This window comes from Streptomyces curacoi, assembly GCF_001513975.1.
GTDB lineage: Bacteria > Actinomycetota > Actinomycetes > Streptomycetales > Streptomycetaceae > Streptomyces > Streptomyces curacoi.
Genome location: NZ_KQ947992.1, coordinates 303,873 through 327,446 on the forward strand (window position 1 = coordinate 303,873; position 23,574 = coordinate 327,446).

Genomic DNA, 23,574 nt, shown 5'->3' on the forward strand with positions numbered 1-23,574 from the left:
AAGCGGTCACACCGTCCCCCACGAGCGCTAAGGTCCGCCGGAGAAGCAATCGTCAACAGCGTGTCAGCGCACGCGCAGTCATGCTGCCGTGATTCAAAGGGGAGTCGTCAGTGGCACGGAAGCTCGCCGTCATCGGGGCCGGACTCATGGGTTCCGGTATCGCCCAGGTCTCTGCGCAGGCGGGCTGGGACGTGATCCTGCGTGACGTCACCGACGAGGCGCTGAAGCGTGGCACCGACGGCATCAAGGCCTCGTACGACAAGTTCGTCAGCAAGGGCAAGCTGGAGGCGCACGACGCCGACGCCGCCGTCGCCCGGATCACCGCGACCACCGACCTGGACGCCGTCGCCGACGCGGACATCGTCGTCGAGGCCGTCTTCGAGAAGCTCGAAGTCAAGCACGAGATCTTCCGCACGCTGGACAAGATCGTGAAGGACGACGCCGTCCTCGCCTCCAACACCTCCGCCATCCCGATCACCAAGATCGCGGCCGTGACGGAGCGCCCGGAGCGCGTGGTCGGCACGCACTTCTTCTCGCCGGTCCCGATGATGCAGCTGTGCGAGCTGGTGCGCGGCTACAAGACGAGTGACGAAACCCTCGCCACCGCGCGTGAGTTCGCCGAGTCCGTCGGCAAGACCTGCATCGTGGTCAACCGCGATGTCGCCGGTTTCGTGACGACCCGCCTCATCGCGGCCCTCGTCGTCGAGGCCGCCAAGCTCTACGAGTCGGGCGTCGCCTCGGCCGAGGACATCGACATCGCCTGCAAGCTGGGCTTTGGCCACGCCATGGGCCCGCTCGCCACGGCGGACCTCACCGGCGTCGACATCCTGCTGCACGCCACCAGCAACATCTACACCGAGTCCCAGGACGAGAAGTTCGCCCCGCCGGAGCTGATGCGCCGGATGGTGGACGCGGGTGACATCGGCCGCAAGAGCGGGCAAGGCTTTTACAGCTACTGAGCGTTCGTAAAGCACCGCCCGGCCCCTCGACGCATCACGCGATGGGGTGAATTCGGTATCGGTTCGCTTACAGACGGCAACCTCTGACCGCTCAACGCAGTCAGAGGTTGCATCACCGGCCACAGCGAAGACTCATAGCAAACACAGGCACAGACACAGACAGAGCACCGCGGAGCACGAACGCACGCTTGGGGAGCGCATATGCACATCAGGGGCGACCACGCCGAACTGGTCGTCGGGGGGCGCCTCGACGTCCGCAGCGCGGCGGACGCCCGTACGGTCCTGCACTCGGCCGTCGACGACGGAGCCGGCGATCTGGTGCTCGACCTGTCCGAGCTGGACTCCTGGGACGCCACCGGACTCGGGGTGATCATGGGGGCCCACCGGCGGGCCGGCCGCTGCGGCCGACGCCTGGTGCTGCGCGGCGTACCGCCGCAGATGCAGCGCCTGCTGGTGGCCACCCGACTGCACCGGATCCTGGCGATCGAGGGCAGTATCGGGGTGGAGTCACTGCCCCGGGTGTGACACCCGGCACGGGTGGGGCCGGACAGTCGGGCGTTCCGGCTGCGAACCGCACGTCGCGCACAATCCTCACGAGACTGTGACGTCTCGGACGGCGCGGTACCCCGAACTGTCGTAGATACTGTGCGAAGGTTTAGGGTTCGGCTGCCCGCTGCCTAAACAAACCCCTTCGAGCGGGCCCGGACCAGAAGCGACAGCGCGAGTGCAAAGGCCGGGAGGGGCCGCAAACAGCACACGACGCTTTTGGGGGGCTTGAACCTATGGACCCGAACAACCGGGGACCCGAGGAGTACGGCCATGATGGCGACGGCCAGCCGCCGCGCCAGCGCCCGCCCAGGGATCCCCTCACACCCGACTTCGGACAGCACTCGCCCGCACTCGCCCGCACGGTGCAACTGGTCTCGGGCGACTACCTGCTCACCGTCAATCCCGTCGACGGCAGCGAGATCGAGGTCTGTCCGCCGGCGGAGCGGCCCGCGCGGCCCGAGAAGCTGACCCCGGCCGAGCGCGCCGAGGTCGACCGCGCCGCCAAGCCGTCCGTCCCGCCCGGCCCGAGCCGGCCCGCACAGCCGCTCCTCGCCCGCCAGGACGAGCGCGAACAGCTGGTACGGATGCTCGCGCGCGGCCGTTCCGTCCGCCTGGTCGGCCCCCCGGGCGTCGGCCGCACCAGCCTGCTCGACCTCGTGGCCGAGGACTGCGCGGATCTCGCCCCCGACGGCGTGGTCCGCCTCAACGGCTTCCACCGCACCTCCGAGGACCTGCTGTACGACCTCTTCCACGCCGTCTACAGCGCGCCCCTGCACCGCCCGGCCCAGGACGAACTGCTCGCCCTCGTCCGTGAGATCGGCGCGGTCGTCGTCCTGGACGACATCGAGTTCGGCGGCGCCGCGCTCGACGAGCTGCTGGACGCGACGCCCGAGTGCGCCTTCCTGATCGGCGCCACCCCCGAGGTGCCCGCGCCCTCCGTCGAGTCCGGCGTCGAGGACGTCGCCCTCGGCGGTCTGGACCGTGCCGCGAGCGTGGAGCTCCTGGAGCGCCAGGTCGGCCGGGTCCTCACCGAGGACGAGGCGAACTGGGCGGGCGACCTGTGGTTCGAGTCGGAGGGCCTGCCGCTGCGGTTCGTCCAGGCCGGGGCCCTGCTGCGGCAGCGGGACCGGCTGCGGGCCGGGGCGGACGCCGTCGACGAGTTCGGCGTCTTCGAGGACGCGCCGCCGGTCGACGCCTCCTTCGCCGCCCCCTTCGACGCTTCATCCGAGGCCGAGGCCGAGGGCCGCCGCGAGGAGGTGCCGCTGCCGTCGGTCGGCGAGGCGGCCGGCCCCGCGCCGCTGCTCGCCTCGCGGCTCAGCGCCTCGGCCCGGGCCGCCCTGAAGTTCGCCGTCGCGCTCGGCGGCGAGGTGCCGCACCAGGCGCATCTGCCCGCGCTGGTCGGTGACACCCACGCGGACGCCGCCCTGGGCGAGCTGGCCGACTGCGGGCTGGTCTCGCCGGTCGGCTCCCGCTACCGGCTGGCCGCCGGGGTGCAGGCCCAGCTGACGGCCGCCGGATACGCCGAGGACGTCCAAGCGGACGCCCTGACCGCCGCCCAGCACTACGCCTGGTGGGCCGGGCACCCGTCGGTCACCCCGGAGCGCGTGTGCGCCGAGGCGGACGCCGTGCTCGCCGCGCTGGGCGTGCTCGTGCCCGGCTCGCCGCCCGCCGAGGGCGAGGAGAGCCCGACGGTGCAGCTGGCCCGTACGGCCGCGCCCGCGTTCGCCGCGGGGCTGCACTGGAGCGCCTGGGAGCGGGCGCTGCGAGCGGGCGCCGAGGCCGCCCGGCTGGCCGGTGACGTCTCCGAACAGGCCTACTTCCACCACGAGTTGGGTGTCCTCGCGCTGTGCGGCGGCCAGTTGGACCGGGCCCGTGCCGAGCTGGAGACCTCCGTCGGCCTGCGCGGCGCCCTCGCCGACAAGCGCGGCACGGTCGCGGGCCGCCGCGCCCTGGCGCTGGTCGCGGACCGCTCCGGTACGACGCCGGGCGTGGCCGCGTTCGGTGCGACGGCGGGGGAGGAGGTGCCGGACGCGCGGTACGAGGAGTCGGCCTCGCCGCCGGGAGGAGTGCCGGCCGCCTTCCCGCCCGGCGGGGACGGCACGACGCTGGTCACCTTCCACCGCTCGTCGGCTTCGCCGTCGTCCCTGGCGGCCTCGTACAAGGGCCGCGGAGGCGTCCGTGGCTTCGCCCGGCGCAACCTCGTCGCGGCCGGCGCGGGGGCGCTGCTCGTGGCCGTGCTCGGCACGGTGGTGACGCTCGGCGCCACCTCCGACAACGACCCCAATGCCCCGGCCGACCAGGTCGGCGTCAACCCGTCCGCCAGCCAGGGAATCGGTGACGGCAGCCTGGGCGCCGACAAGGCGGAGGGCGACGACGGGAAGGGCTCCGGCGACACCGGCAAGGCGACCAGCCGGCCCACGGATCCGGGTCCCGACGGCACCTTGGGCACGTCCGACGATCCGACCCCGGCGGAATCAGGGGAGCCCTCGGACGACCCGAGCGGTACGCAGGGTTCGGGCGGCGGTTCCTCGAACTCGCCGTCGAAGCCGCCGTCCTCGACGACGAGGCCGCCGACTTCCAAGCCGCCGACGTCCGAACCGCCGACGACCGAGCCCCCGACGTCCGAGCCGCCGACCAGTGAGCCCCCGACCTCCGAGCCGCCGACCAGCGACCCGCCGCCCTCCTCCCCGGAGACGTCGGACTCGGCCAGCGGCCCGGCAACCTCCAGCGCCCCCGCGAGCAGTTCGGCGAGCGCCCCGGAGACAGGTGAGGCGGGATCGCCCAGCAGCTCGGACTCGATGATCTGACCTGCGTCAGCCAAAAACTGCGCCGCCGCAACGGCGATCGACCACAACGGCGCGTTCTGACGGTGCCGAACCGACCTCAGACGAGTTCGGCACCGCCGGACGCCGCCGTACGGTTGGAGCGCTGTTGCGGCGGAGACAGGTGGGCGACGGTCAACGGGGTCAGAACAACCGCAGCTTGTCGTCCTCGATGCCCCGCAGCGCGTCGTAGTCCAGCACCTGGCATCCGATCCCGCGGTCCGTCGCCAGCACCCGGGCCTGCGGCTTGATCTCCTGCGCCGCGAAAATGCCCCGCACCGGCGCGAGATGGGGATCGCGGTTCAGCAGCTCCAGATAGCGCGTGAGCTGCTCCACACCGTCGATCTCGCCCCGCCGCTTGATCTCCACCGCGACCGTCTGGCCCTCGGCGTCCCGGCACAGGATGTCGACCGGGCCGATGGCCGTCATGTACTCGCGGCGGATGAGCGTGTAGCCCTCGCCCAGCGTCTCGATGCGGTCGGCGAGGAGTTCCTGGAGGTGCGCTTCCACGCCGTCCTTGATCAGGCCGGGATCCACACCGAGTTCGTGCGAGGAGTCGTGGAGGATCTCCTCCATCGTGATGATGAGCTTCTCGCCCGCCTTGTTGGTGACCGTCCAGACGTCTTTCTGCTCGCCGTCACCCTCCTTCAGGGTGCAGGGCGGCGACATCCAGTTCAGGGGCTTGTAGGCCCGGTCGTCCGCGTGGATCGAGACGCTGCCGTCCGCCTTGACCAGGATCAGACGGGGCGCCGAGGGCAGGTGGGCGGTGAGCCGGCCCGCGTAGTCGACGGAGCATCGGGCAATGACGAGACGCATGGTCGGCAACGCTACTCGACGGGCGCCGGTCGACGCGATTCGCCCTGGGGGAGTCCGTAAGACCCCGGACTGCCCCTGTTCATTTCTGGCCGATTGTGTGCCCAACGGGGACCGCCCATGTACGCATTCTCCTGGTGCGGTCACCGTCCGTTGCCTACCGTATTAAACGGGAGGTCGCGAGGCGTGTACGCAGAGTGTCCGGTATCGCGAACTCCCCTATCTGTCCGGCAACCCCTGCTGTTCTGGGGGTGCGAGAGGAGAACCCATGTCGCTCGACGTCTCACCGGCCCTACTCGAACAGGCCGAGCGAGGCGAGGTCGACGAAGCCGCCTTCGTCGACTGCGTCCGGACCTCCCTGCCCTACGCATGGGAGATGATCAGCTCCCTGGTGGCCCAGCTGAAGGTCGACGGCGGCTCGTTCGCCGACAACCAGACGCCCCCGCCGGACGAGCAGGCACGTGGCCAGCTGCTGCGTGCGCTTGCGAGTGACGCGATACGCGGCGCGCTGCAGCGGCACTTCGGGGTGCGACTGGCCTTCCAGAACTGCCACCGGGTGGCGGTGTTCCCGCTTGACGCCTCGGTCGACGAGACGCTCGCCCGCTTCACCTCGGTCCGCAGCCAGCTGCTGAACCAGTCTCCGGAGTTCAGGGACTGCTGACGCAGAACGCCGCTTGCTTGCCGCTCCGTACGTGGGAGGTGCATTCAGTACTGGGCGGCAAGCTCCCTGAGGAACCGGGCGTTCAGCCACGTCGGCCACGACAGGGCGTTCAGTCGAGGTGCGGCAGCACTTCGGCGCCCAGCCGGCGTACGTTCTCCTCGGTCGCCGCGAGATCTCCCGAGCCCTCGACGAGCAGGGCGAAACGGGAGATGCCGGTCCGTTCGCTGGTCGCCGCCAGGCGGTCGGCGCACAGCCGCGGGGTGCCCACCGGGTGCAGCCCGCAGAGCAGTTCGGTGTACGCCAGCGGGTCGCGCATCGTGCGATGGCGGCCGTCCACCGTCACATGGGCCTCCAGGCCCTGCCGGAGCCAGCCCGGCATCGCCTTCGTCAGGGTCTCCACCGCGTCCGTACGCCGGTCCGCGATCTGACAGACACCGGCCGAGACATGGGCCGCGCCGAGGATCTCCTCCGCCGGCCGCCCGGCCGCGCGGGCGTACTCCCGCCACAGGGCGACCATCTCGGCCTTCTCCTCGTCGCCCACGTGCATCCCGAGCAGCATCGGCAGCCCGCGCTCGGCCGCGAGGCGCACGCTCTGCGGGGACGTACACGCGACGACGACCTCGGGTCCGTCGGCTTCCGTGAGGCACTCCGACGGCCTTGGTACGACGGGGACTTCGCGGAAGCTGAACCGCTCGCCGGCGGCCGCGACCGACGGCTCGCGCAGCCAGCGCACCAGCAGATCGAGTGATTCCGGGAACCCCTCCTCGTACGCCTGAAGGCCCGAGCCGAACACCTCCAGATCGACCCACGGCCCACCGCGCCCCACCCCCAGCGAGAACCGCCCGCCGGACGTGATGTGCAGCAGTGCGGCCTGCTCACCGAGGGCCACCGGGTGGGCGGTGGGCAGCACACTGACCGCCGTACCGACCCGCAGCCGGCGGGTGCGGCCGAGCAGTAACGCGGCCAGGGTGACCGCGGACGGACAGGTGCCGTACGGCACGAAGTGGTGCTCGGCCAGCCAGACCGAGTCGAGCCCCGCTTCCTCGGCGACCTCGGCGGAGCGGACCGCGCGGTGCAGCGCCTCCCCGTCGCCCTGTCCCGGGAACCGGGCCGCCAACACGAAACTTCCTACGCGCATTGCTTTTTCCTGCTTCCTTGGCTCCGACGCGGAGCTCCCCCGCCCGGCATAACCGTCTGACACGTGCCGAGGACACGGCTTGGCGAAGAGATTTGCGGATTGTCTGCAGAATGGATCTCCGGGGTGAGGGACTTGTGGGGGTTGGTCCTGTACGACTACCCCTGTCCGTGCCGCGTAGGCTGGGCTTGACCCGTGCATCCTGTATAGCCCCGTGAGGTGTTCCGTGTCCCCGCGTCGCAACCGACCCAAGGACTCCGGCTGGTCCGGACGCAGCGCCGAGGACGACCGCCCCGGCCGCTACGGCGGCTGGCAGTCCGCGGAGAGTTGGCAGGGCGAGAACTGGAACGTACGGCATGTGGCGGGTGCGAGCGCGCAGGGCAAGTCGTACCGCTGCCCGGGCTGCGACCAGATGATCCCGGACGGCGTCCCGCACGTCGTCGCCTGGCCGGACCACTCGGGCGTGGACGACCGCAGGCACTGGCACAGGGCGTGCTGGAACGCGAAGGACCGCCGCACCACGCGGGTGCAGCGGTCCCGTAACGCGCCGAGGTTCTAGCCGGACCGGCCGGGCGGCCTCACACGTCCCGCTTCTCCAGCAGCACGTAGGCCCCGGCGAACGCGGCGGCCGTCACGCCGAGCATGATCCACAGCGGGTCCCAGCCGGACGGACCGGAATTGCTGAGGGACTGCTCGTAGAAGACGCTGAGCTGGTTCGGGATGGAGTACTCGAACAGGGCCTTCTGCAGGTCCTGCAGCGACTGCGAGAACATGAACAGCGCGATGACCAGCGGGGCCAGCAGCACGCCGATCATGATCGTGATCGCGCCCGCCGAGTGCCGGATGATCGAGCCGACGACGAGCGAGAGCAGGCCGAGCAGCGCGAGGTAGAGCGAGATGCCGACCGTGCCCTTCAGCCACTCCTGGCCGCTGGGCTCCCGGGCGTCCAGGAACGCCACGTCCGCGAGGGCCACGACGAGCGCCGACGCCAGCGTCACCACGAACGCGACCGAGAAGAACACGATCGCCTTCGCCGTCAGCACCCGCCCCCGGGACGGGCACGCCGTCATCGTGGTGCGGATCATGCCGGTGCCGTACTCCGAGGCCGTGGTCAGCACGCCGAGCGTGATGATGCACATGCTGCCGAGCAGCAGGCCGAAGAAGCCGAACGACAGCGGGTTCTCGTTGCGCATGCTCCCTTCCGACGAGTTCGCGGCGATCAGCGCGGCGGCCGCCAGGCCGATGCCGACCACGAGCAGCACGAACACGCCGAGCGTCCACACCGTGGAGCGCACCGACCTGATCTTCGTCCACTCGGAGGCGAGCGCGTGCCCGAGGTGCGTGCGCACGACGGGGATCGGCGAGTTGTAGGTGGGGTACGACGAGCCGGGCGCCGCCTGCCAGTTCGGTGCGGCGGTCTGCGGCATCGGGGGCTGGGGCGTGCTCATCGGGCGTCCTCGGGCTTGGTCAGGGAGGCAGGGGCGGAGGGGGCCGCGGGAGCGGCGGGCGGCTGTGCGGGAGCCGGGGGCGCGGCCGGCGGCGGGCTCTGGGGGGCCTGCGGGGCCTGCTGCGCATACGGGTTGGGCGCGTCCGCTCCGGGCGCCGCGGCGGGCGCGCCAGGGGCGCCGTACGGCCCCTGCGGCGCGGCGAACGGCTGCCCGCCCGGCTGGGGCGGCGGCGGGGCGTACCAGCCCGGCTGGCCCTGCCCCGGAACCGGCATCGGCGGCTGTGCGCCCGGCGGCAGCGGCTGCTGGAGCCCCGCCTTCTGGTCGATCGTCGAGCGGTAGTCGACGGCGCCCTGCGTCATCCGCATGTACGCCTCCTCCAGCGAGGCCTGGTGCGGCGACAGCTCCCACAGCCGTACGTCGGTGTCGTGCGCGATGTCGCTGATGCGGGGGAGCGGCAGCCCGGTCACCCGCAGCGCGCCGTCCTGCTCGGGCAGCACATGCCCGCCGGCCTCGGCGAGCGCGCCGGCCAGCTTCTCGCGCAGCTGCGGCTCGGTGTCCGGCGTACGGACCCGGGCGAAGCCGGCGGAGTTCGCCGCGATGAAGTCCTTGACGCTCATGTCGGCGAGCAGCTGACCGCGTCCGATGACGATCAGGTGATCGGCGGTGAGGGCCATCTCGCTCATGAGGTGGGAGGAGACGAACACGGTCCGTCCCTCGGCCGCCAGCGACTTCATCAGGTTCCGCACCCAGAGGATGCCCTCGGGGTCGAGGCCGTTGACCGGCTCGTCGAACAGCAGCACCTGCGGGTCGCCGAGCAGCGCGGCGGCGATGCCGAGGCGCTGGCCCATGCCGAGCGAGAAGCCCTTGGAGCGCTGCCTGGCCACGTCCTGGAGACCGACCACGCCCAGCACCTCGTCCACCCGCCGGGCCGGGATGCCGGACAGCTGGGCCAGACACAGCAGGTGGTTGCGGGCCGCCCGGCCGCCGTGCACGGCCTTGGCGTCCAGCAGGGCGCCGACCTGGCGGGGGGCGTTGGGCAGCTTGCGGTACGGATAGCCGCCGATGGTGACCTGGCCCGCGGTCGGGTTGTCCAGGCCCAGGATCATCCGCATCGTCGTCGACTTGCCCGAGCCGTTGGGGCCGAGGAAGCCGGTGACGGCGCCGGGCCGCACCTGGAAGGACAGGTTGTACACAGCGGTCTTGTCGCCGTAGCGCTTGGTCAGGCCGACAGCCTCGATCATGCTCCGCACCCATCGAAAGGTTCAGGACAGCGGGGCACACGCCCCCGTAAGGGTTAGGAGGATATCCAGGCGCTGACGGTTCCGCTCAAGCCTGGGTAAAACCTTCCCGGACCCGGCCCGGCGCCGCCCGCCCCCTCTCCCGGCGCCGGCCGTCCCGTTTCTTCCGTCGCTAGGCGTCGCTAGGCGTCGCTAGGCGTCCCGCTTCCTGAGCGTGGCGTAACCGCCGGCGAGCGCGGCGAGCACCCAGAGCGCCATGATGCCGAGCCCGCCCCAGGGGCCGTACGGAGTGTCGTCGCCGACCGGGGCGACCACCTGCATGATCTTGCTGCCGGCCTGGTCGGGCAGATAGCGGCCGAGCTTCTCGGTCGCCGAGACGTTGCCCAGGATGTTGGAGATCAGGAAGAAGAACGGCATCAGGATGCCCAGCGACAGCATCGGCGAGCGCAGCATCGCGGCGACGCCCATCGAGAACACCGCGATGAGGGTCATGTAGAGCCCGCCGCCGATCACCGCGCGCAGCACGCCGGGATCACCGAGGGCCGCCCTGTGCTCGCCGAGCATCGCCTGTCCGAGGAAGAAGGCGACGAAGCTGGTGGCCAGGCCGACGACGAGCGCGAGGCCGGTCGCCACCGCGATCTTGCTGAACAGGAAGGTGCCGCGCTGCGGTACGGCGGCCAGCGAGCTGCGGATCATGCCGGTGCTGTACTCGTTCGACACGACGAGCACCCCGAACACGATCATCGCGAGCTGACCGAGGCTCATCCCGGCGAAGCTGATGAAGGTCGGGTCGAAGGAGAGCCTGTCCCGCTCGCTCATGTTGTCGAACTCGTTGGCCGACAGGCCCGAGATCAGCATGCCGAGCGCGATGGTGACCACCACGGCGAGGGAGAGCGTCCACACGGTGGACGCCACGGACCGGATCTTGGTCCATTCGGAGCGGATGACCTGGGTTGCTGCCATGTTCAGCTCCTCCTCCAGCCTTCGCCCCACTGCTGCTGCCCGGGAGGCGGTGCCTGCTGCCCGGGAGGCGGTGCCTGCGGCCCGGGGGGCGGCGCCGCGGAGTGCGCGTGGTACTCCACCGACTCGGCGGTCAGCTGCATGAACGCCTCCTCCAGCGAGGCCTGCTGCGGGCTCAGCTCGTGCAGCACGACGCCGTGCCGGGCCGCCAGCTCCCCGATCTGCTCCGCCTTGCCGCCGTCGACCTCCAGGGTGCCGTTGCCCGTCTCCACGGCCGTGATCCCGGCGGTGTGCAGCACGTCGAGCAGCCGCTCGCGCTGCGGGGTGCGGATACGGACGTACGACCTGGAGTTCCGCTCGATGAAGTCGGCCATGGTCGTGTCGGCGAGCAGCCGGCCCTGGCCGATGACGACGAGGTGGTCGGCGGTCAGCGCCATCTCGCTCATGAGGTGCGAGGAGACGAAGACCGTACGGCCCTGTGCGGCCAGGGATTTCATCAGGTTGCGGATCCAGTGGATGCCCTCGGGGTCGAGGCCGTTGACCGGCTCGTCGAACATCAGGATCCGCGGATCGCCGAGCAGCGCGCCGGCGATCCCCAGCCGCTGCCCCATGCCCATCGAGAAGCCCTTGGTCTTCTTGCGCGCGACCGCCGTGAGCCCCACCGTCTCCAGCACCTCGGCCACCCGGCGCTTCGGAATGCCGTTGCTCTGCGCGAGACACAGCAGGTGGTTGTAGGCGCTGCGCCCGCCGTGCCAGGCCTTGGCCTCCAGCAGGGCGCCGATGTACGTCAGCGGGTCCTTGAGCTGGTCGTAGTGCTTGCCGTCGATGCGGACGTCCCCGGCGGTGGGGCGGTCGAGCCCCAGGATCATCCGCATGGTGGTCGACTTGCCGGCGCCGTTGGGCCCGAGGAAGCCCGTGACCATGCCCGGTCTGACGGTGAAGGTGAGGTTGTTGACCGCCACCTTCTCGCCGTACCGCTTGGTCAGCCCCTCAAGCTCAATCATGCGGCCACGCTAGGACCGGGACCCGGCGACTGCCACCCCACGGGGCAAACGGAGGCCGACGAGGGCGGCAAACAACCGTGAACGCGGTCGAGCGGAGGACGGCGTGGGCGACGGCCACCTCGCCGTGTCCCGGGGCACCCTCCGCCATGTGAGGGCGAAGGCGGGCAGGCAGACGGGCAGGCAGACGGGAAGGTTGACGTAGAAGGTCCAGCACCAGGGGGGAGGCGGGCCTCGACGACGTCTTCCTCCCCTGGTACGCCAAAGGCCCGCACCCTCGGGGGAGACGGTGCGGGCCTCTGATCGCGCTACTGCTTACCGGGTCTGCTGAGCCGGCACCCCGCGGGAGATCGGCTCGTCCTCGGCCGGCGTGCCGGCGGCGGCCACCGCGGCGCCCGTGAGCGTGGCGAGCATCTCGCGGACGTTCGTCAGCTGGGCGTTGATGCTGTCGCGGCGGTTGGTGAGGGCCGCGAGCTCGCGCTCGGATTCCGAACGGATGCGGTCGGCCTTGGCGTTGGCGTCGGCCACGATGTCCTCGGCCTGGCGCTGGGCCGTCTCCACCGTCTGGCGGGCGCGGCGCTCGGCGTCGGTGCGCAGCTTCTCGGCCTCCAGGCGCAGCTGCTCGGCGCGGTGCTCGATCTCGGCGAGGCGCTTCTCGGCCTTGGCCTGACGGGACGCCAGGTCGCGCTCGGACTGCTCGCGGCGCTTGGCGAGGTTCGTCTCGAAGTCGGCGGCGGCCTGCGCGGCCTTGGCGCGCGTCTCCTCGAAGAGGGCGTCCGCCTCCTCGCGCTTGGACTGCGCGTCCTTCTGCGCCTCGGCACGCAGCTGAGCGGCGTCGCTCTTGGCCTTCTCGACGATCCGGACGCCCTCGTCCTCGGCCTTGGCCTTGCGCTCCGCAGCGAACGATTCTGCGTCGTTGCGCACCTGCTGGGCGGCCGACTCGGCGAGCTCGCGGTGCTGCTCGGCCGCGCGGCGGGCCTCCTCGCGCAGATCCTTGGCCTCTTCCTCGGCGAGGCGGAGGATCTTCTCGACACGCGCGCCGAGACCGGCGTACGACGGCTCTGCGTCGGTCACGGCGGCCTGGGCGTTCTGCGTCTCGAGATGGAGCTCCTCGATGCGCTTTTCCAGAGCGGTGATGCGGGCGAGAGCGCTGTCACGGTCGGAGACGAGCTTGGAGATCCGTTCGTCCACCTGAGCGCGGTCGTACCCACGCCGCACAAGCTCGAAGCCGTAGGGGGAAGTGTCGCTCATGGGGTTCCTGTCGAATGAGACCGGTGAGGTGATAGGTGGAATCCTAGGGGCCGAAGCGGTGTGTCATCGAGCGGATGCGTGTTTGATCTGGAGAATGACACCCCTTTTGGGTGGCTAACCTCAGGACTGCTTGCCAAAGATCTGGTCAAAGGCCCCAGAAAACACCGGAGTCCGGTCTCTTGGCTAGCTCTCCGGCGACTTGCCACCCGAACGAGGGGCGCCAACCGTCGCACCCGCCTTGACCCCGCCGTCCTTGCCCGCCGACGGCGCCTCGAAGGACTCCAGCGCCTCCAGGACGTCCTGGACGCGGGAGATCTCGGCGTTGATGTCCTCCCGGCGCCGCACGAGGACCTCCAGCTCGCGCTTGCCCTCCTCGACCGTGCGCTTGGCCTCGCGGATCGCCTCGGCCTTGAGCTCCTCGGCCTCCTTGATCAGCGTGGACCGCTTCTGCTCGGCCTCCTTGAGCAGCCCCTCGGCCTTCTTGACGGCGGCGATACGGACCTTGCCCGCCTCGGAGTTGGCCTCCGAGACGATCTCCTTGGCCTTCGCCTGGGCCTTGGCCAGCTGCTCCTCGGCGGCCTTGATGAGCGCGTCGCAGCGGTCGCCGGTCGACTTCATCGTCTCGGCGGACTCGCGGCGGGCCCGCTCGTGCAGCTCCTCGATCTCGGTCGTGATGCGGTCGCGCAGCTCCTCCGCGCGCTCCCGGATCGCGGTCGCGTCCCGGCGGGCGCCGACGAGCAGCTCGTCCGCGTCCGTACGCGCCTTCTCCACCAGCGAGTTGCCCTCGACCGTCGCCTCGGAGACCAGCCGGTCGGCCTCCTTGCGGGCGGCGCCCACCATGGTGTCGGCCTGCGCCTCGGCGTCCGCGGTCGTCTTGTGGGCCTGCGCCTGCGCCTCGGTGAGCAGCTTGTCCGCCTCGGCCGTGGTCTCGCTGATGAGCTTGTCGACCTGCTCGGCCGCCTCGGAGCGCCGCTTGTTGGCGTCCTTGCGGGCCTCGTCGAGGGTGCGCTCGGCCTCCTCGCGCGCCGACGCCACCAGCCGCTCGGCCTCCGCCGCCGCCTCGGCCTTGACCCGTTCGGACTCGCCGCGGATCCGCTCGGCGTGCTGCTGTGCCGACCCCACGGTCTCGGCGGCCTCGGCGCGCAGCCGTTCCGCGTCCGACGTGGCGTCCCCGACCAGCTTCTTGGCCTTGGCGAGCGCCTCGGCCCGCACCCGGTCGGCCTCCGCGACCGTCTCCGACTGGAGCCGCTCCGCCTCGGAACGCGCCTCGGTGATGAGGGTGTCGGCCTGCGTCGCCGCGTCCGAGCGGATGCGGTTGGCGTCCTCGCGGGCGTCCGCCCGGGTGCGCGCCGCGGCCTGGTCGGCCTCGGCGATCTTGTCCGACGCCTCGGTACGGACCCGCTGGGCGTGCTCGGCGGCGTCCGACCGCAGCCGCTCCGCCTCGGCGATCGCCTCCGCGACGGTGCGCTCGGCGAGGGACTTGGCGGCCTCGGCCTCCTCGTTCGCCTCGCGCCGGATGCGGCCCGCGTCCTCGCTGGCCCGCTCCCGCTCGGCGTAGGCGTCGGAGCGGACCCGGTCCGCCTCCTCCTCGGCCTCCCGGCGGGCCCGGTCCGCCGCGTGCTCGGCGGCGCTGCGCAGCCCGGCGATCTCCTCCTGGGCCTGCTCGTGCAGCCCGGCGACGGAGTCGCGGACCTGCTGGGCGTGCTGCTCGGCGGCCGAGACCATCTCGGTGGCGCGCCGGTCGGCCTCCTCGACCAGCCGCACCGCCTCGGCCTGCGCCTCCTCCACCCGCTTACGGGCGGAGGCCAGCAGCTCCTCGCTCTGCTCGCGGGCCCGTTCGCGCTCCTGGTCGGCCTCCTGGCGGGCGGAGCCGAGGACTTCGTCGGCCTCGCGGCGGCGCCGGGTGGCCTCCTCCTGAGCGGCGGCCAGCGTCTCGGACGCCTCCGTGGCGAGCCGCTCGGCGGCGGCCTGCGCCTCGGCCCGTACCCGGTCGGCGGTGTCCTGGGCCTCCGACTTCAGCCGCTCGGCCTCGGCCGCGGCCTCCGAGCGCAGGCGTACGGCGATGGCCTCGGCCTCGGCACGGGACGCGGACGCGTCCGACGCGGCCTCGGTGCGCAGCCGGTCGGCCTCCTCCTCGGCGTGCTGCTGGAGCGTGCGGATCCGCTCGGCGGCCTCGGTGCGCAGCCGGTCGGTCTCCTCGGCGGCCTCGCGGCGGATGCGCGCGGCCTCCTCGCGGGCGTCGGTGAGGGCCTGCTCGGCCGCCACGAGCCGCTGCTCGGCCTCGGACTGAAGCCGCGTCAGCTCCTCGGCGGCCTCCGCCCGGCGGGCCTCGACGGCACGCTCGGTCTCCTCGCGCAGTTCGGCGGCGGCCCGCTCGGCGTCGGCCTTGATGCCCTCGGCCTGCTCGATGACCTCCTCGCGGTGCCGTTCGGCCTCCTGACGGGTGCGCTGGAGGGTCTCCTCGGCCTGCCGGCGCAGGGTCGTCGCCCGCTCGATGGCCTCGGTGCGGACCTTCTCGCTGTCCGTCTGGGCGCTCTGGCGCAGCTCGTCTGCGTCCGCCTTGGCCTTGGCCAGCAGCTCCTCGGCGGTCTTGGCCGCCTCCTCGATCTGCTGGACGGCCTCCTTGCGGGCCTCCGCGCGGATCTTCTCGCCCTCGGCGACCGCCTCGGAGCGCAGCTGCTCGGCCTCGCCGCGCAGCCGGCGGGCCTCCTCCTGCAGCTCGACCGTCTTGGCGCGGTACTCCTTGGTGTCGTCCTTCGCCGCGCCCTTGAGCTGCTCGGCGATGTCGTGCGCCTCGGAACGCAGCCGGTCCGCCTCGGCCTCGGCCTCCCTGCGGATCCGCTCGGCCTCCTCGGCCGCGGCCTTGGTGGTGTTGCGCGCGTCCTCCTGCGCCTTGTTGAGGACGTCCTCGGCGGTCTTGGCCGCCTTCGACAGCGCGGTCGCGCTCTCCTCGGCGGTGAGGGTGCGGGCCTTCTCGGCGGCCTCGGCGAGCAGCTTCTCGGCCTCGGCGCGGGCGTCGACGATGACCTGCTCGGCGTCGGCCTTGGTGGTCTCGGCCTCCTTCGTGGCCTCCTCGACCAGCCTGGCGACCTGTTCCTTCGCCGTGCGCATGCGCTGCTCGTTGGCCGACTCGGCACTGGCGAGCGCTTTCTCGGCGGCCGTCTTGGCCTCGGTGACCAGCTTCTCGGCCGCGGAACGCGCCTCGCGCAGCGCGGTCTCGGCCTCGGCCATGCGCTGCTCGGCGGCCCGGCTCAGCTCCTGGGCCTGACGGCGGGCGGCGTCCGACTCGGACGCGGTGGAGCTGCGCAGCTGCTCGGCGTGGTCGGTGGCCTCCTGGGCCTGGGTGGAGGCGGCGTTCAGCAGCCGCTCGGCGTCCGTACGCGCGCGGCGCAGGATCTGCTCGGCCTCCGCGCGGGCCTCCTCGGCCGCGCTCTGCAGCCGCTGCCGGGCCTCGCTGGTGAGCCGCTCGGCCTCGGCCCGCGCGGCCGCCATGGCCTGCTCGGCCTCGGCGCGCGACTCCTCCAGGAGGCGTCGGGCCTGCTGCTCGGTGCGGGCGCGCAGTTGCTCCGCCCACGCCACGTTCTCGTTGACGTGCGACTCGACGGTCTGCCGACGCTCGGCCAGCTCCTGGTCCAGCTGCTGGCGGCGGGTCACCGCCTCCTGGTGCAGCTCGGCCTGGAGCCGGGCGGCCTGCTCGGCGTGCTCCTGGAGGATGCGCTGGGTCTGCGCGCGGGCCTGGCTCAGCTCGCGCTCGGCGTCCTGGCGCAGCTGGTCGGCCTGGATCTGGGCGTTGCGCAGCAGCTGCTCGGCCTGATAGCCGATGTCGGCGCCGTCGAAGGCGGGCCGGGACATGATGGTGCGCCGCGCCTCGTGCAACTTGGCGCGCAGCACCTCGACCTGGTAGCCGAGGTCCTCGGCGTGCTGGATCGCCTTCTCCCGCTCGGTCTTCAGCCGATCCATCTCGGCCTCGAACCGAGAGAGGTGGTCGACGTCAGCCGCCGGCTCTCGCTCCTGGCGTTCGTAGCCCCGCACTGCGCGGTCCCATCCGTCCCCTGGTCGCAAGTCTGGCCAAACGAGCTCCGTCCGTCCGCCGGACGGGGCCCCCGGGGAATGGTGTCAGATCAACGGCAGAGCATGGGCTGCTGCCCCGACGCTCGTCCCCCGAAACCCGGACCCCGGAACGGTCCCTCCGGCAGAGGGGGTGTCGTCCGCCCGAAGGGCAGACACCACCTCTGACGGAGGGACCGGGCCACCCCGGTGAGAGGAGCGACCGCCCCCAACCCTACCGGCCCCTATGTACGAGGGTCAGTGCTCAGGTGACTCAACAGGCGCCGAAGTGACCAGTTCTGTCAGTACGCCATGACAGTCCTTGGGGTGCAGGAACGTGATTCGTGACCCCATGGAGCCGCGTCGGGGCTCTTCGTACAGAACGCGTACGCCCTTGTCCTTGATGGCGGCCGCGTCGCCGTCGACGTCCGCCGTACCGAAAGCGATGTGGTGGACGCCCTCGCCGTTCTTGTCGAGCCACTTCGCGACGGTGGAGTCCGGGCGCGTCGGCTCAAGAAGCTGCAGGTAGGAGGCGCCGCCGTCGGACGTGTCGTTGATCTTGAGCATGGCCTCGCGGACGCCCTGCTCCTCGTTGACCTCGGAGTGGAACACCTCGAAGCCATAAGTGGCCCGGTAGAACTCGACGGTCTTGTCGAGATCGAAACAAGCGATTCCGATGTGGTCGATTCGCGTCAGCATGGATTCAGTGCAGCGCTCCTGGGATGGTTACGCAACGTGCGCGCGATCACACCGACAGCCCGGTGACGGCACGGAGTGCCACTCAGTACATTCGAAGTAAACCCTCGTTCACTCCTCGGCTGTTCAAGCTGGAAGGGGATCGCACCTCATGTCTTCTGAAAACGGCACGACGTCCGTCATCGTCGCGGGTGCCCGCACCCCGATGGGACGACTGCTCGGCTCGCTGAAGTCCTTCTCCGGGGCCGACCTCGGCGGCTTCGCGATCAAGGCCGCCCTCGACCGTGCGGGGATCGGTGGCGACCAGGTGCAGTACGTGATCATGGGCCAGGTGCTCCAGGCCGGGGCGGGGCAGATCCCGGCGCGCCAGGCCGCGGTCAAGGCCGGCATCCCCATGAACGTCCCGGCGCTCACCATCAACAAGGTCTGTCTGTCCGGCCTCGACGCGATCGCGCTGGCGGACCAGCTGATCCGCGCCGGCGAGTTCGACGTGATCGTCGCGGGCGGCCAGGAGTCCATGACCAACGCCCCCCACCTGCTGCCGAAGTCCCGCGAGGGCTTCAAGTACGGCGCGGTCCAGATGCTCGACGCGATGGCGTACGACGGTCTGACCGACTCCTTCGAGGGCGTCGCCATGGGCGAGTCGACGGAGAAGCACAACACGCGCCTCGGCATCGCCCGTCCGGAGCAGGACGAGATCGCCGCCCTGTCCCACCAGCGCGCCGCCGCCGCCCAGAAGAACGGCATCTTCGAGGCCGAGATCACCCCGGTCGAGATCCCGCAGCGCAAGGGCGACCCGGTGCTGTTCAGCAAGGACGAGGGCATCCGCGGGGACACGACCGCGGAGTCGCTGGGCAAGCTGCGCCCCGCGTTCTCCAAGGACGGCACCATCACCGCCGGCTCCTCCTCGCAGATCTCGGACGGCGCGGCGGCCGTGGTCGTGATGAGCAAGGCCAAGGCGCAGGAGCTCGGCCTGGACTGGATCGCGGAGATCGGCGCGCACGGCAATGTCGCGGGCCCGGACAACAGCCTCCAGTCCCAGCCCTCCAACGCCATCCTGCACGCCCTGAAGAAGGAGGGCCTGGAGGTCTCCGACCTCGACCTGATCGAGATCAACGAGGCCTTCGCCGCCGTCGCGGTGCAGTCAATGAAGGACCTCGGAGTGTCCACAGAAAAGGTGAACGTCAACGGCGGAGCCATCGCCCTGGGTCACCCGATCGGTATGTCGGGTGCGCGTCTCGTCCTGCATCTGGCCCTGGAGCTGAAGCGGCGGGGCGGCGGGGTCGGCGCGGCCGCGCTGTGCGGTGGCGGCGGTCAGGGTGACGCGCTCATCGTGCGGGTACCCAAGGCCTGAGTTCTCCTTTGTAGGACCTCTCGTGAACGGAGTTGTGATGCAGGACGTCTCCACCCTGGTGGCCCAGGCCAGGGAAGGCCGGCCACGGGCCGTGGCCCGGCTGATCTCCCTGGTGGAGGGGGCGTCCCCGCAGTTGCGGGAGGTCATGGCGGCGCTGGCCCCGTTGACGGGCAACGCGTACGTGGTCGGCCTGACGGGCTCTCCGGGCGTGGGCAAGTCGACGTCCACGTCCGCCCTGGTGACCGCGTACCGCAAGCAGGGCAAGCGGGTCGGCGTCCTGGCCGTCGACCCGTCCTCGCCCTTCTCGGGCGGCGCGCTGCTCGGCGACCGGGTGCGGATGTCGGAGCACGCCTCCGACCCCGGCGTCTACATCCGCTCGATGGCGACTCGCGGCCACCTGGGCGGCCTCGCCTGGGCCGCCCCCCAGGCGATCCGCGTGCTGGACGCGGCGGGCTGCGACGTGATCCTGGTCGAGACGGTCGGCGTCGGCCAGTCGGAGGTCGAGATCGCCTCGCAGGCGGACACGAGCGTCGTCCTCCTGGCCCCGGGGATGGGCGACGGCATCCAGGCGGCGAAGGCGGGCATCCTGGAGATCGGCGACGTGTACGTCGTCAACAAGGCCGACCGCGACGGCGCCGACGCCACGGCCCGCGAGCTCAACCACATGCTCGGCCTCGGCGAGTCCCGCGGCCCCGGTGACTGGCGTCCGCCCATCGTCAAGACGGTCGCCGCGCGCGGCGAGGGCGTCGACGAGGTGGTGGAGGCCCTGGAGAAGCACCGGGCGTGGATGGAGGAGCGGGGCGTCCTCGCGGAACGCCGCCGCGCCCGCGCCGCTCGCGAGGTGGAGACCATCGCCGTCACCGCCCTGCGCGAGCGCATCGCCGACCTGCACGGCGACCGTCGGCTCGGAACGCTGGCGGAGAAGATCGTCGCCGGGGAGCTGGACCCCTACCGGGCGGCGGACGAGCTGGTGACGGGCCTCACGCAGACCTGAGCCCCTTCGCGCGGCCGGCTCGCGAGTGTGGGTCGGCGTCCTCTCCGTACGGCCGGGGCCGCAGCGGCTTGCGGCACCACGCGGCGCGGTGCGGGCGGTGCCGTCCGGCGGCCGAAAGCCGGGGCGGCGTACGGCCGAGCGGCGGATGGCGCGCGGGCTCGGGCGGCCGGTCGTCGCCGCCGCGGGGGCCGGCCTCGCGCTGGGCGTGGTCGAGCTGCTGGTGGTGGCCTTCGCCCAGGAACAGGGTCGCGGCGACGGAGCGCGGCCTGGGTGCTCGCCGCCCTGTCCGCCGGAAGCGCCGTCGGCGGGCTGCTCAACGGGGCCGTCGCCTGGCGGTCCGCCGCCGGGACCCGGCTGCCTCGGCAGGCGGCCGGACTGGGGCTGGCGCTGTGCGGTGCCGGGCTGGCCCAGGGGCTGGGCGCCCTCACCCTGGCCGTGGCGGTCGCCGGGCTCTTCGTCTCCCCGCTGATCACCACCGCGTACCTCGTCGCCGACGAGGCCGCCGCGCCCGACGCCCGGGTCCGGGCCGGCGACTGGGTCAACACGGCCGTCAACGCGGGGAGTACGGCCAGCGGGGGTGTGCTTCGCGGCGACCGGCGGGGTGATGCTGGCGACGGCGACGGCGACGGCGGTGGCGGTGGCGCGGGCGTACGCCGAACGAGGGGCACGGAAGCTTCCGTGCCCCTCGCGTAGCGGCTTTCGTCAGTCGTCGTCGCTGTCCGCGTCGTCGCGGTCCTGGGTCACCTTGCCCGTCTTGGCGTCGACCAGCCACTCGCCGTGGGTGGTCTCCACGCTCCACACCGCGGTGCGGTTGTCGTCGTCCAGGTCGACATCGGTGACCGTGCCCTTGGCCGCGGCGGCCCGGGCGGCCTCGCGGGCGTCGACGCTCGTGCCCTTCAGGGCGGCGAGGTCCTCGCGGCCGTCGTTGTCGTCGTCGCGGTGCGCGCCGAGGACCTTCCCGGAGTCGGCGGCGACGGAGACGGTGTACTCGGTGCCGTTGCTCTTCACCACGTCCACGTCCCAGGCCTGCGCACCGTCGTCGTCCCGGTCGGCGGCGACGGCGGTGCCCGGGGTGTGCTTGAGCGCGGCCGTGATCGCGTCGGCGGCCGTGACCTTGGCCGTCCGGGCCGCGTCGCGGACCTCGGTGGCGTCGTCGTCCCGGTCGTCCGCGTCGTCCCGCGCGCTGTCGTCCCGGTCGTCGGCGACCCGCACGTTCGACTGACCCTGCGTGGGCGCGCCGCCGTCGTCCCCCGCCGCGTAGGCCGCTACGGTGCCGCCTCCGATCAGTGCCGCGGCGGCGACGGTGGCGATGACGATGTTGCGCTTCATGGGGTTCCCTCCCGGGTCGTTGCGTTTCACGTCGTTTCGTGTCGCTTCGTTTCGCTTCGTTTCGACGAGGACCAATCTGCCGAACCGACGCTGAGAGGAACCTGAAGCCCCCTGAAGAGATCTTCAGCTTGGCTTTGCGAACCTTGACGCATGCGCCTGCTGATCGTGGAGGACGAGAAACGCCTGGCCCAGTCGCTCGCCAGGGGGCTGACGGCCGAGGGATACGCCGTGGACGTCGTCCACGACGGGCGGGAAGGGCTGTACCGGGCCTCGGAGGGGTCGTACGACCTGGTGATCCTCGACATCATGCTGCCCGGCATGAACGGCTACCGCGTGTGCGCCGCCCTGCGGGCCGCCGGCCACGACGTGCCGATCCTGATGCTCACCGCCAAGGACGGCGAGTACGACGAGGCCGAGGGGCTGGACACCGGCGCCGACGACTACCTCACCAAGCCGTTCTCGTACGTCGTCCTCGTCGCCCGCGTCAAGGCGCTGCTGCGGCGCGGCGGCCAGGGCGCCGGGGCCTCGCCCGTGCACGTCCACGGTGACCTCAAGGTGGACACCGCCGCCCGCCGGGTCTTCCTCGGCGACGGCGAAGTGACGCTCACCGCCAAGGAGTTCGCCGTCCTTGAGCAGCTCGTGGTGCGGGCCGGCGAGGTGGTGTCCAAGGCCGAGATCCTGGAGCACGTCTGGGACTTCGCGTACGAGGGCGATCCGAACATCGTCGAGGTGTACATCAGCACCCTGCGGCGCAAGCTGCGCGCCGGGCTCATCCGGACGGTCCGGGGCGCCGGTTACCGGCTGGAGAGAGCCGAGGCCTCGCCATGAGGGCCCGGCTTTTCGGTTCCGTCCGGTCCCGGGCGACGCTGGCCGCCACGCTGGTGGTCGCCGTGGCGCTGGTCGTGGCCGGCACCGCCGTACTGCTGTCGCTGCGGTCCAACCTGATCGGGCAGGCCGGTACGGAGGCGGAACGCACCGCACGGGCCGTCGCGACGGACATCGCGATCACACCGCCGCACAAGTCGCTGTCCGTGGACAACGACGAACCCGTCCAGGTCGTCGACGAGGACAGGAGGCTGCTCGCGGCCAGTGAGGACCTGGAGCGGATCGACGGCACCGGCACCGACGCGGTGCGGCCACAGCCGCAGCCCTCGCCCGGCGGAGCGGCGAGCGACTCCGGTGACGCGGGTGACGCCGACGACGACGCGGACGACACCGGCGGCTCGGGCGACTCGGGCGACTCGGACGACGACTCCTCCGCCGAATCCCTCGAACCGGGCGAGATCAGCGAGCACACCACCTTCACGAACGGCACCGCCACGCTCGACGGCGAGACCGACGACTACCGCTTCGCGGCCGTCCAGGTCGAGGTCAAGGGCAGGGGCACGCTCACCGTGTACGCGGGCGCGCCGCTCTCCGCCGAACAGAGCGCTGTGAAGACGGCGTTGACCGTCATGCTGATCGGCTTCCCGCTGCTGCTCGGCGTCGTCGCGGGCGTCACCTGGCTGGTCACCCGGCGCGCGCTGCGCCCGGTCGAGGGCATCCGCAGCGAGATGGCCGCGATCACCGCCTCGGAGGACCTCGCGCGCCGGGTGCCGGTACCGGACACCCACGACGAGGTCGCCCGGCTCGCCCTGACCACGAACGAGACGCTGGCCGCGCTGCAGACGTCGGTGGAACGCCAGCGCCGGTTCGTCGCCGACGTCTCCCACGAGCTGCGCAGCCCGATCGCGTCCCTGCGCACCCAGCTCGAAGTGGGCGCCGCCCACCCCGAGTTGCTCGACCTGGAAGGCGCCGTGGAGGACACCGTACGGCTGCAGGGCCTCGCGGCCGATCTGCTGCTGCTGGCCCGTCTGGACGCGGGCGAGCGGCCCGGGGACACGCGGTTCGACCTCGGCGCGCTGGCGCGCAAGGAGGCCGAGGGGCGGACGGGTGTGACGGTGGACGCGCAGGCCGTGGCGGTGGCCGGGTCGCGGGGTCAGGTCGGGCGGGTGCTCACCAATCTGCTGGACAACGCCCAGCGGCACGCCCGCTCGGCGGTGACCGTGACCGTCCGGCGGGAAGCCGAAGGGGCCGGGGCGTGGGCGGTCGTGGCCGTCGCCGACGACGGGGACGGGGTGGCCGAGGCCGACCGGGAGCGGATCTTCGAGCGGTTCGTACGGCTCGACGAGGCCCGCAGCCGTGACGACGGCGGTGCCGGGCTGGGCCTGGCCATCGCCCGCGACGTCGCCGTACGGCACGGTGGCACGCTCACCGTGCGCCGGGCGCCGACGGGCGGAGCCCTGTTCGAACTCCGTCTGCCGTCGGCTCAGTAGGT

General features: G+C 71.8%; 20 protein-coding genes. 10 read left to right on the forward strand and 10 right to left on the reverse strand.

Features of this window, described 5'->3' with window-relative positions; all coding sequences use genetic code 11:
- Positions 1-110 precede the first annotated feature (110 nt).
- The 3 genes from AQI70_RS29515 to AQI70_RS29525 all read left to right on the forward strand — a co-directional run bounded on the left by AQI70_RS29515 (position 111) and on the right by AQI70_RS29525 (position 4,315).
- Positions 111-959, forward strand: coding sequence for a 3-hydroxyacyl-CoA dehydrogenase family protein (locus AQI70_RS29515; protein ID WP_062155370.1), 849 nt, complete (start codon positions 111-113; stop codon positions 957-959).
- Positions 960-1,160: 201 nt separating this feature from the next.
- Positions 1,161-1,484 carry an STAS domain-containing protein gene (locus AQI70_RS29520; protein ID WP_062155372.1) on the forward strand — a complete coding sequence of 108 codons (324 nt, stop codon included), beginning with the start codon at positions 1,161-1,163 and terminating at the stop codon, positions 1,482-1,484.
- Positions 1,485-1,741: 257 nt separating this feature from the next.
- The gene (locus AQI70_RS29525) at positions 1,742-4,315 is read left to right on the forward strand and encodes an AAA family ATPase (protein ID WP_062155374.1); all 2,574 of its coding nucleotides are present in this window, start codon (positions 1,742-1,744) and stop codon (positions 4,313-4,315) included.
- A gap of 159 nt (positions 4,316-4,474) precedes the next feature.
- On the opposite strand, the gene nucS is transcribed toward AQI70_RS29525, so the two are convergent.
- On the reverse strand, positions 4,475-5,146 hold the full coding sequence (gene nucS, locus AQI70_RS29530) for an endonuclease NucS (RefSeq protein ID WP_003997848.1): 672 nt from the start codon (positions 5,144-5,146) through the stop codon (positions 4,475-4,477).
- 265 nt (positions 5,147-5,411) lie between these two features.
- Here nucS and AQI70_RS29535 point away from each other — a divergent pair, with 265 nt between their 5' ends.
- On the forward strand, positions 5,412-5,804 hold the full coding sequence (locus tag AQI70_RS29535; RefSeq protein ID WP_020942287.1) for an SCO5389 family protein: 393 nt from the start codon (positions 5,412-5,414) through the stop codon (positions 5,802-5,804).
- 109 nt (positions 5,805-5,913) lie between these two features.
- Here the strand turns inward: AQI70_RS29535 and AQI70_RS29540 are convergent, their stop codons facing one another.
- Positions 5,914-6,942, reverse strand: coding sequence for an LLM class flavin-dependent oxidoreductase (locus tag AQI70_RS29540; protein ID WP_062155377.1), 1,029 nt, complete (start codon positions 6,940-6,942; stop codon positions 5,914-5,916).
- 223 nt (positions 6,943-7,165) lie between these two features.
- Here AQI70_RS29540 and AQI70_RS29545 point away from each other — a divergent pair, with 223 nt between their 5' ends.
- Positions 7,166-7,498, forward strand: coding sequence for a hypothetical protein (locus tag AQI70_RS29545; RefSeq protein ID WP_062155379.1), 333 nt, complete (start codon positions 7,166-7,168; stop codon positions 7,496-7,498).
- Between the two features lie 19 nt (positions 7,499-7,517).
- Here the strand turns inward: AQI70_RS29545 and AQI70_RS29550 are convergent, their stop codons facing one another.
- The 7 genes from AQI70_RS29550 to mce all read right to left on the reverse strand — a co-directional run bounded on the left by AQI70_RS29550 (position 7,518) and on the right by mce (position 17,583).
- On the reverse strand, positions 7,518-8,387 hold the full coding sequence (locus AQI70_RS29550) for an ABC-2 transporter permease (RefSeq protein WP_062155381.1): 870 nt from the start codon (positions 8,385-8,387) through the stop codon (positions 7,518-7,520).
- Complete coding sequence (locus AQI70_RS29555) at positions 8,384-9,628, reverse strand: ABC transporter ATP-binding protein (protein WP_062155383.1); 1,245 nt, start codon at positions 9,626-9,628, stop codon at positions 8,384-8,386. The genes AQI70_RS29550 and AQI70_RS29555 overlap by 4 nt, the downstream gene beginning before the upstream one ends.
- Positions 9,629-9,817: 189 nt before the next feature.
- Entirely contained in the window at positions 9,818-10,588 is a 771-nt protein-coding gene (locus AQI70_RS29560) for an ABC transporter permease (RefSeq protein ID WP_062155385.1), read from the reverse strand.
- Between the two features lie 2 nt (positions 10,589-10,590).
- Positions 10,591-11,589: an ABC transporter ATP-binding protein gene (locus AQI70_RS29565; protein WP_062155387.1), complete on the reverse strand. Its 999-nt coding sequence runs from the start codon at positions 11,587-11,589 to the stop codon at positions 10,591-10,593.
- Between the two features lie 312 nt (positions 11,590-11,901).
- Entirely contained in the window at positions 11,902-12,837 is a 936-nt protein-coding gene (locus AQI70_RS29570) for a coiled-coil domain-containing protein (RefSeq protein ID WP_062155388.1), read from the reverse strand.
- A gap of 183 nt (positions 12,838-13,020) precedes the next feature.
- The gene (scy, locus tag AQI70_RS29575; protein ID WP_062155391.1) at positions 13,021-16,869 is read right to left on the reverse strand and encodes a polarized growth protein Scy; all 3,849 of its coding nucleotides are present in this window, start codon (positions 16,867-16,869) and stop codon (positions 13,021-13,023) included.
- A gap of 273 nt (positions 16,870-17,142) precedes the next feature.
- Positions 17,143-17,583: a methylmalonyl-CoA epimerase gene (gene mce, locus AQI70_RS29580; protein WP_003997837.1), complete on the reverse strand. Its 441-nt coding sequence runs from the start codon at positions 17,581-17,583 to the stop codon at positions 17,143-17,145.
- Positions 17,584-17,731: 148 nt separating this feature from the next.
- Here mce and AQI70_RS29585 point away from each other — a divergent pair, with 148 nt between their 5' ends.
- The 3 genes from AQI70_RS29585 (at position 17,732) to AQI70_RS37875 (ending at position 20,621) form a co-directional block, all read left to right on the forward strand.
- Entirely contained in the window at positions 17,732-18,934 is a 1,203-nt protein-coding gene (locus AQI70_RS29585; protein WP_062155393.1) for an acetyl-CoA C-acetyltransferase, read from the forward strand.
- Between the two features lie 37 nt (positions 18,935-18,971).
- Positions 18,972-19,928, forward strand: a complete 957-nt coding sequence (meaB, locus tag AQI70_RS29590; RefSeq protein WP_062155395.1) for a methylmalonyl Co-A mutase-associated GTPase MeaB — start codon at positions 18,972-18,974, stop codon at positions 19,926-19,928.
- A gap of 270 nt (positions 19,929-20,198) precedes the next feature.
- Positions 20,199-20,621 carry a hypothetical protein gene (locus tag AQI70_RS37875; protein ID WP_062155397.1) on the forward strand — a complete coding sequence of 141 codons (423 nt, stop codon included), beginning with the start codon at positions 20,199-20,201 and terminating at the stop codon, positions 20,619-20,621.
- A 9-nt stretch (positions 20,622-20,630) separates the two neighbouring features.
- Here AQI70_RS37875 and AQI70_RS29600 read toward each other — a convergent pair whose 3' ends face one another.
- Positions 20,631-21,257 carry a PepSY domain-containing protein gene (locus AQI70_RS29600; protein WP_062155399.1) on the reverse strand — a complete coding sequence of 209 codons (627 nt, stop codon included), beginning with the start codon at positions 21,255-21,257 and terminating at the stop codon, positions 20,631-20,633.
- A 150-nt stretch (positions 21,258-21,407) separates the two neighbouring features.
- On the opposite strand from AQI70_RS29600, the gene AQI70_RS29605 reads away from it, so the two are divergent.
- Both AQI70_RS29605 and AQI70_RS29610 read left to right on the forward strand, forming a co-directional pair.
- A complete protein-coding gene (locus AQI70_RS29605) occupies positions 21,408-22,085 on the forward strand; it encodes a response regulator transcription factor (RefSeq protein WP_003997832.1) in 678 nt (225 codons plus the stop codon).
- Entirely contained in the window at positions 22,082-23,572 is a 1,491-nt protein-coding gene (locus AQI70_RS29610) for a sensor histidine kinase (protein ID WP_062155401.1), read from the forward strand. Before AQI70_RS29605 ends, AQI70_RS29610 begins: the two co-directional genes overlap by 4 nt.
- The last annotated feature ends 2 nt before the right edge of the window (positions 23,573-23,574 follow it).

Coding starts and splice junctions, on each gene's coding strand:
- nucS (WP_003997848.1), bottom strand. CDS start 5,146: ATGCGTCTCGTCATTGCCCGATGCTCCGTCGACTACGCGGGCCGGCTC.
- AQI70_RS29550 (WP_062155381.1), bottom strand. CDS start 8,387: ATGAGCACGCCCCAGCCCCCGATGCCGCAGACCGCCGCACCGAACTGG.
- mce (WP_003997837.1), bottom strand. CDS start 17,583: ATGCTGACGCGAATCGACCACATCGGAATCGCTTGTTTCGATCTCGAC.
- AQI70_RS29600 (WP_062155399.1), bottom strand. CDS start 21,257: ATGAAGCGCAACATCGTCATCGCCACCGTCGCCGCCGCGGCACTGATC.
- AQI70_RS29560 (WP_062155385.1), bottom strand. CDS start 10,588: ATGGCAGCAACCCAGGTCATCCGCTCCGAATGGACCAAGATCCGGTCC.
- AQI70_RS29540 (WP_062155377.1), bottom strand. CDS start 6,942: ATGCGCGTAGGAAGTTTCGTGTTGGCGGCCCGGTTCCCGGGACAGGGC.
- meaB (WP_062155395.1), top strand. CDS start 18,972: ATGCAGGACGTCTCCACCCTGGTGGCCCAGGCCAGGGAAGGCCGGCCA.
- AQI70_RS29605 (WP_003997832.1), top strand. CDS start 21,408: ATGCGCCTGCTGATCGTGGAGGACGAGAAACGCCTGGCCCAGTCGCTC.
- AQI70_RS29570 (WP_062155388.1), bottom strand. CDS start 12,837: ATGAGCGACACTTCCCCCTACGGCTTCGAGCTTGTGCGGCGTGGGTAC.
- AQI70_RS29610 (WP_062155401.1), top strand. CDS start 22,082: ATGAGGGCCCGGCTTTTCGGTTCCGTCCGGTCCCGGGCGACGCTGGCC.
- AQI70_RS29525 (WP_062155374.1), top strand. CDS start 1,742: ATGGACCCGAACAACCGGGGACCCGAGGAGTACGGCCATGATGGCGAC.
- AQI70_RS29585 (WP_062155393.1), top strand. CDS start 17,732: ATGTCTTCTGAAAACGGCACGACGTCCGTCATCGTCGCGGGTGCCCGC.
- AQI70_RS29565 (WP_062155387.1), bottom strand. CDS start 11,589: ATGATTGAGCTTGAGGGGCTGACCAAGCGGTACGGCGAGAAGGTGGCG.
- AQI70_RS29555 (WP_062155383.1), bottom strand. CDS start 9,628: ATGATCGAGGCTGTCGGCCTGACCAAGCGCTACGGCGACAAGACCGCT.
- AQI70_RS29520 (WP_062155372.1), top strand. CDS start 1,161: ATGCACATCAGGGGCGACCACGCCGAACTGGTCGTCGGGGGGCGCCTC.
- AQI70_RS29535 (WP_020942287.1), top strand. CDS start 5,412: ATGTCGCTCGACGTCTCACCGGCCCTACTCGAACAGGCCGAGCGAGGC.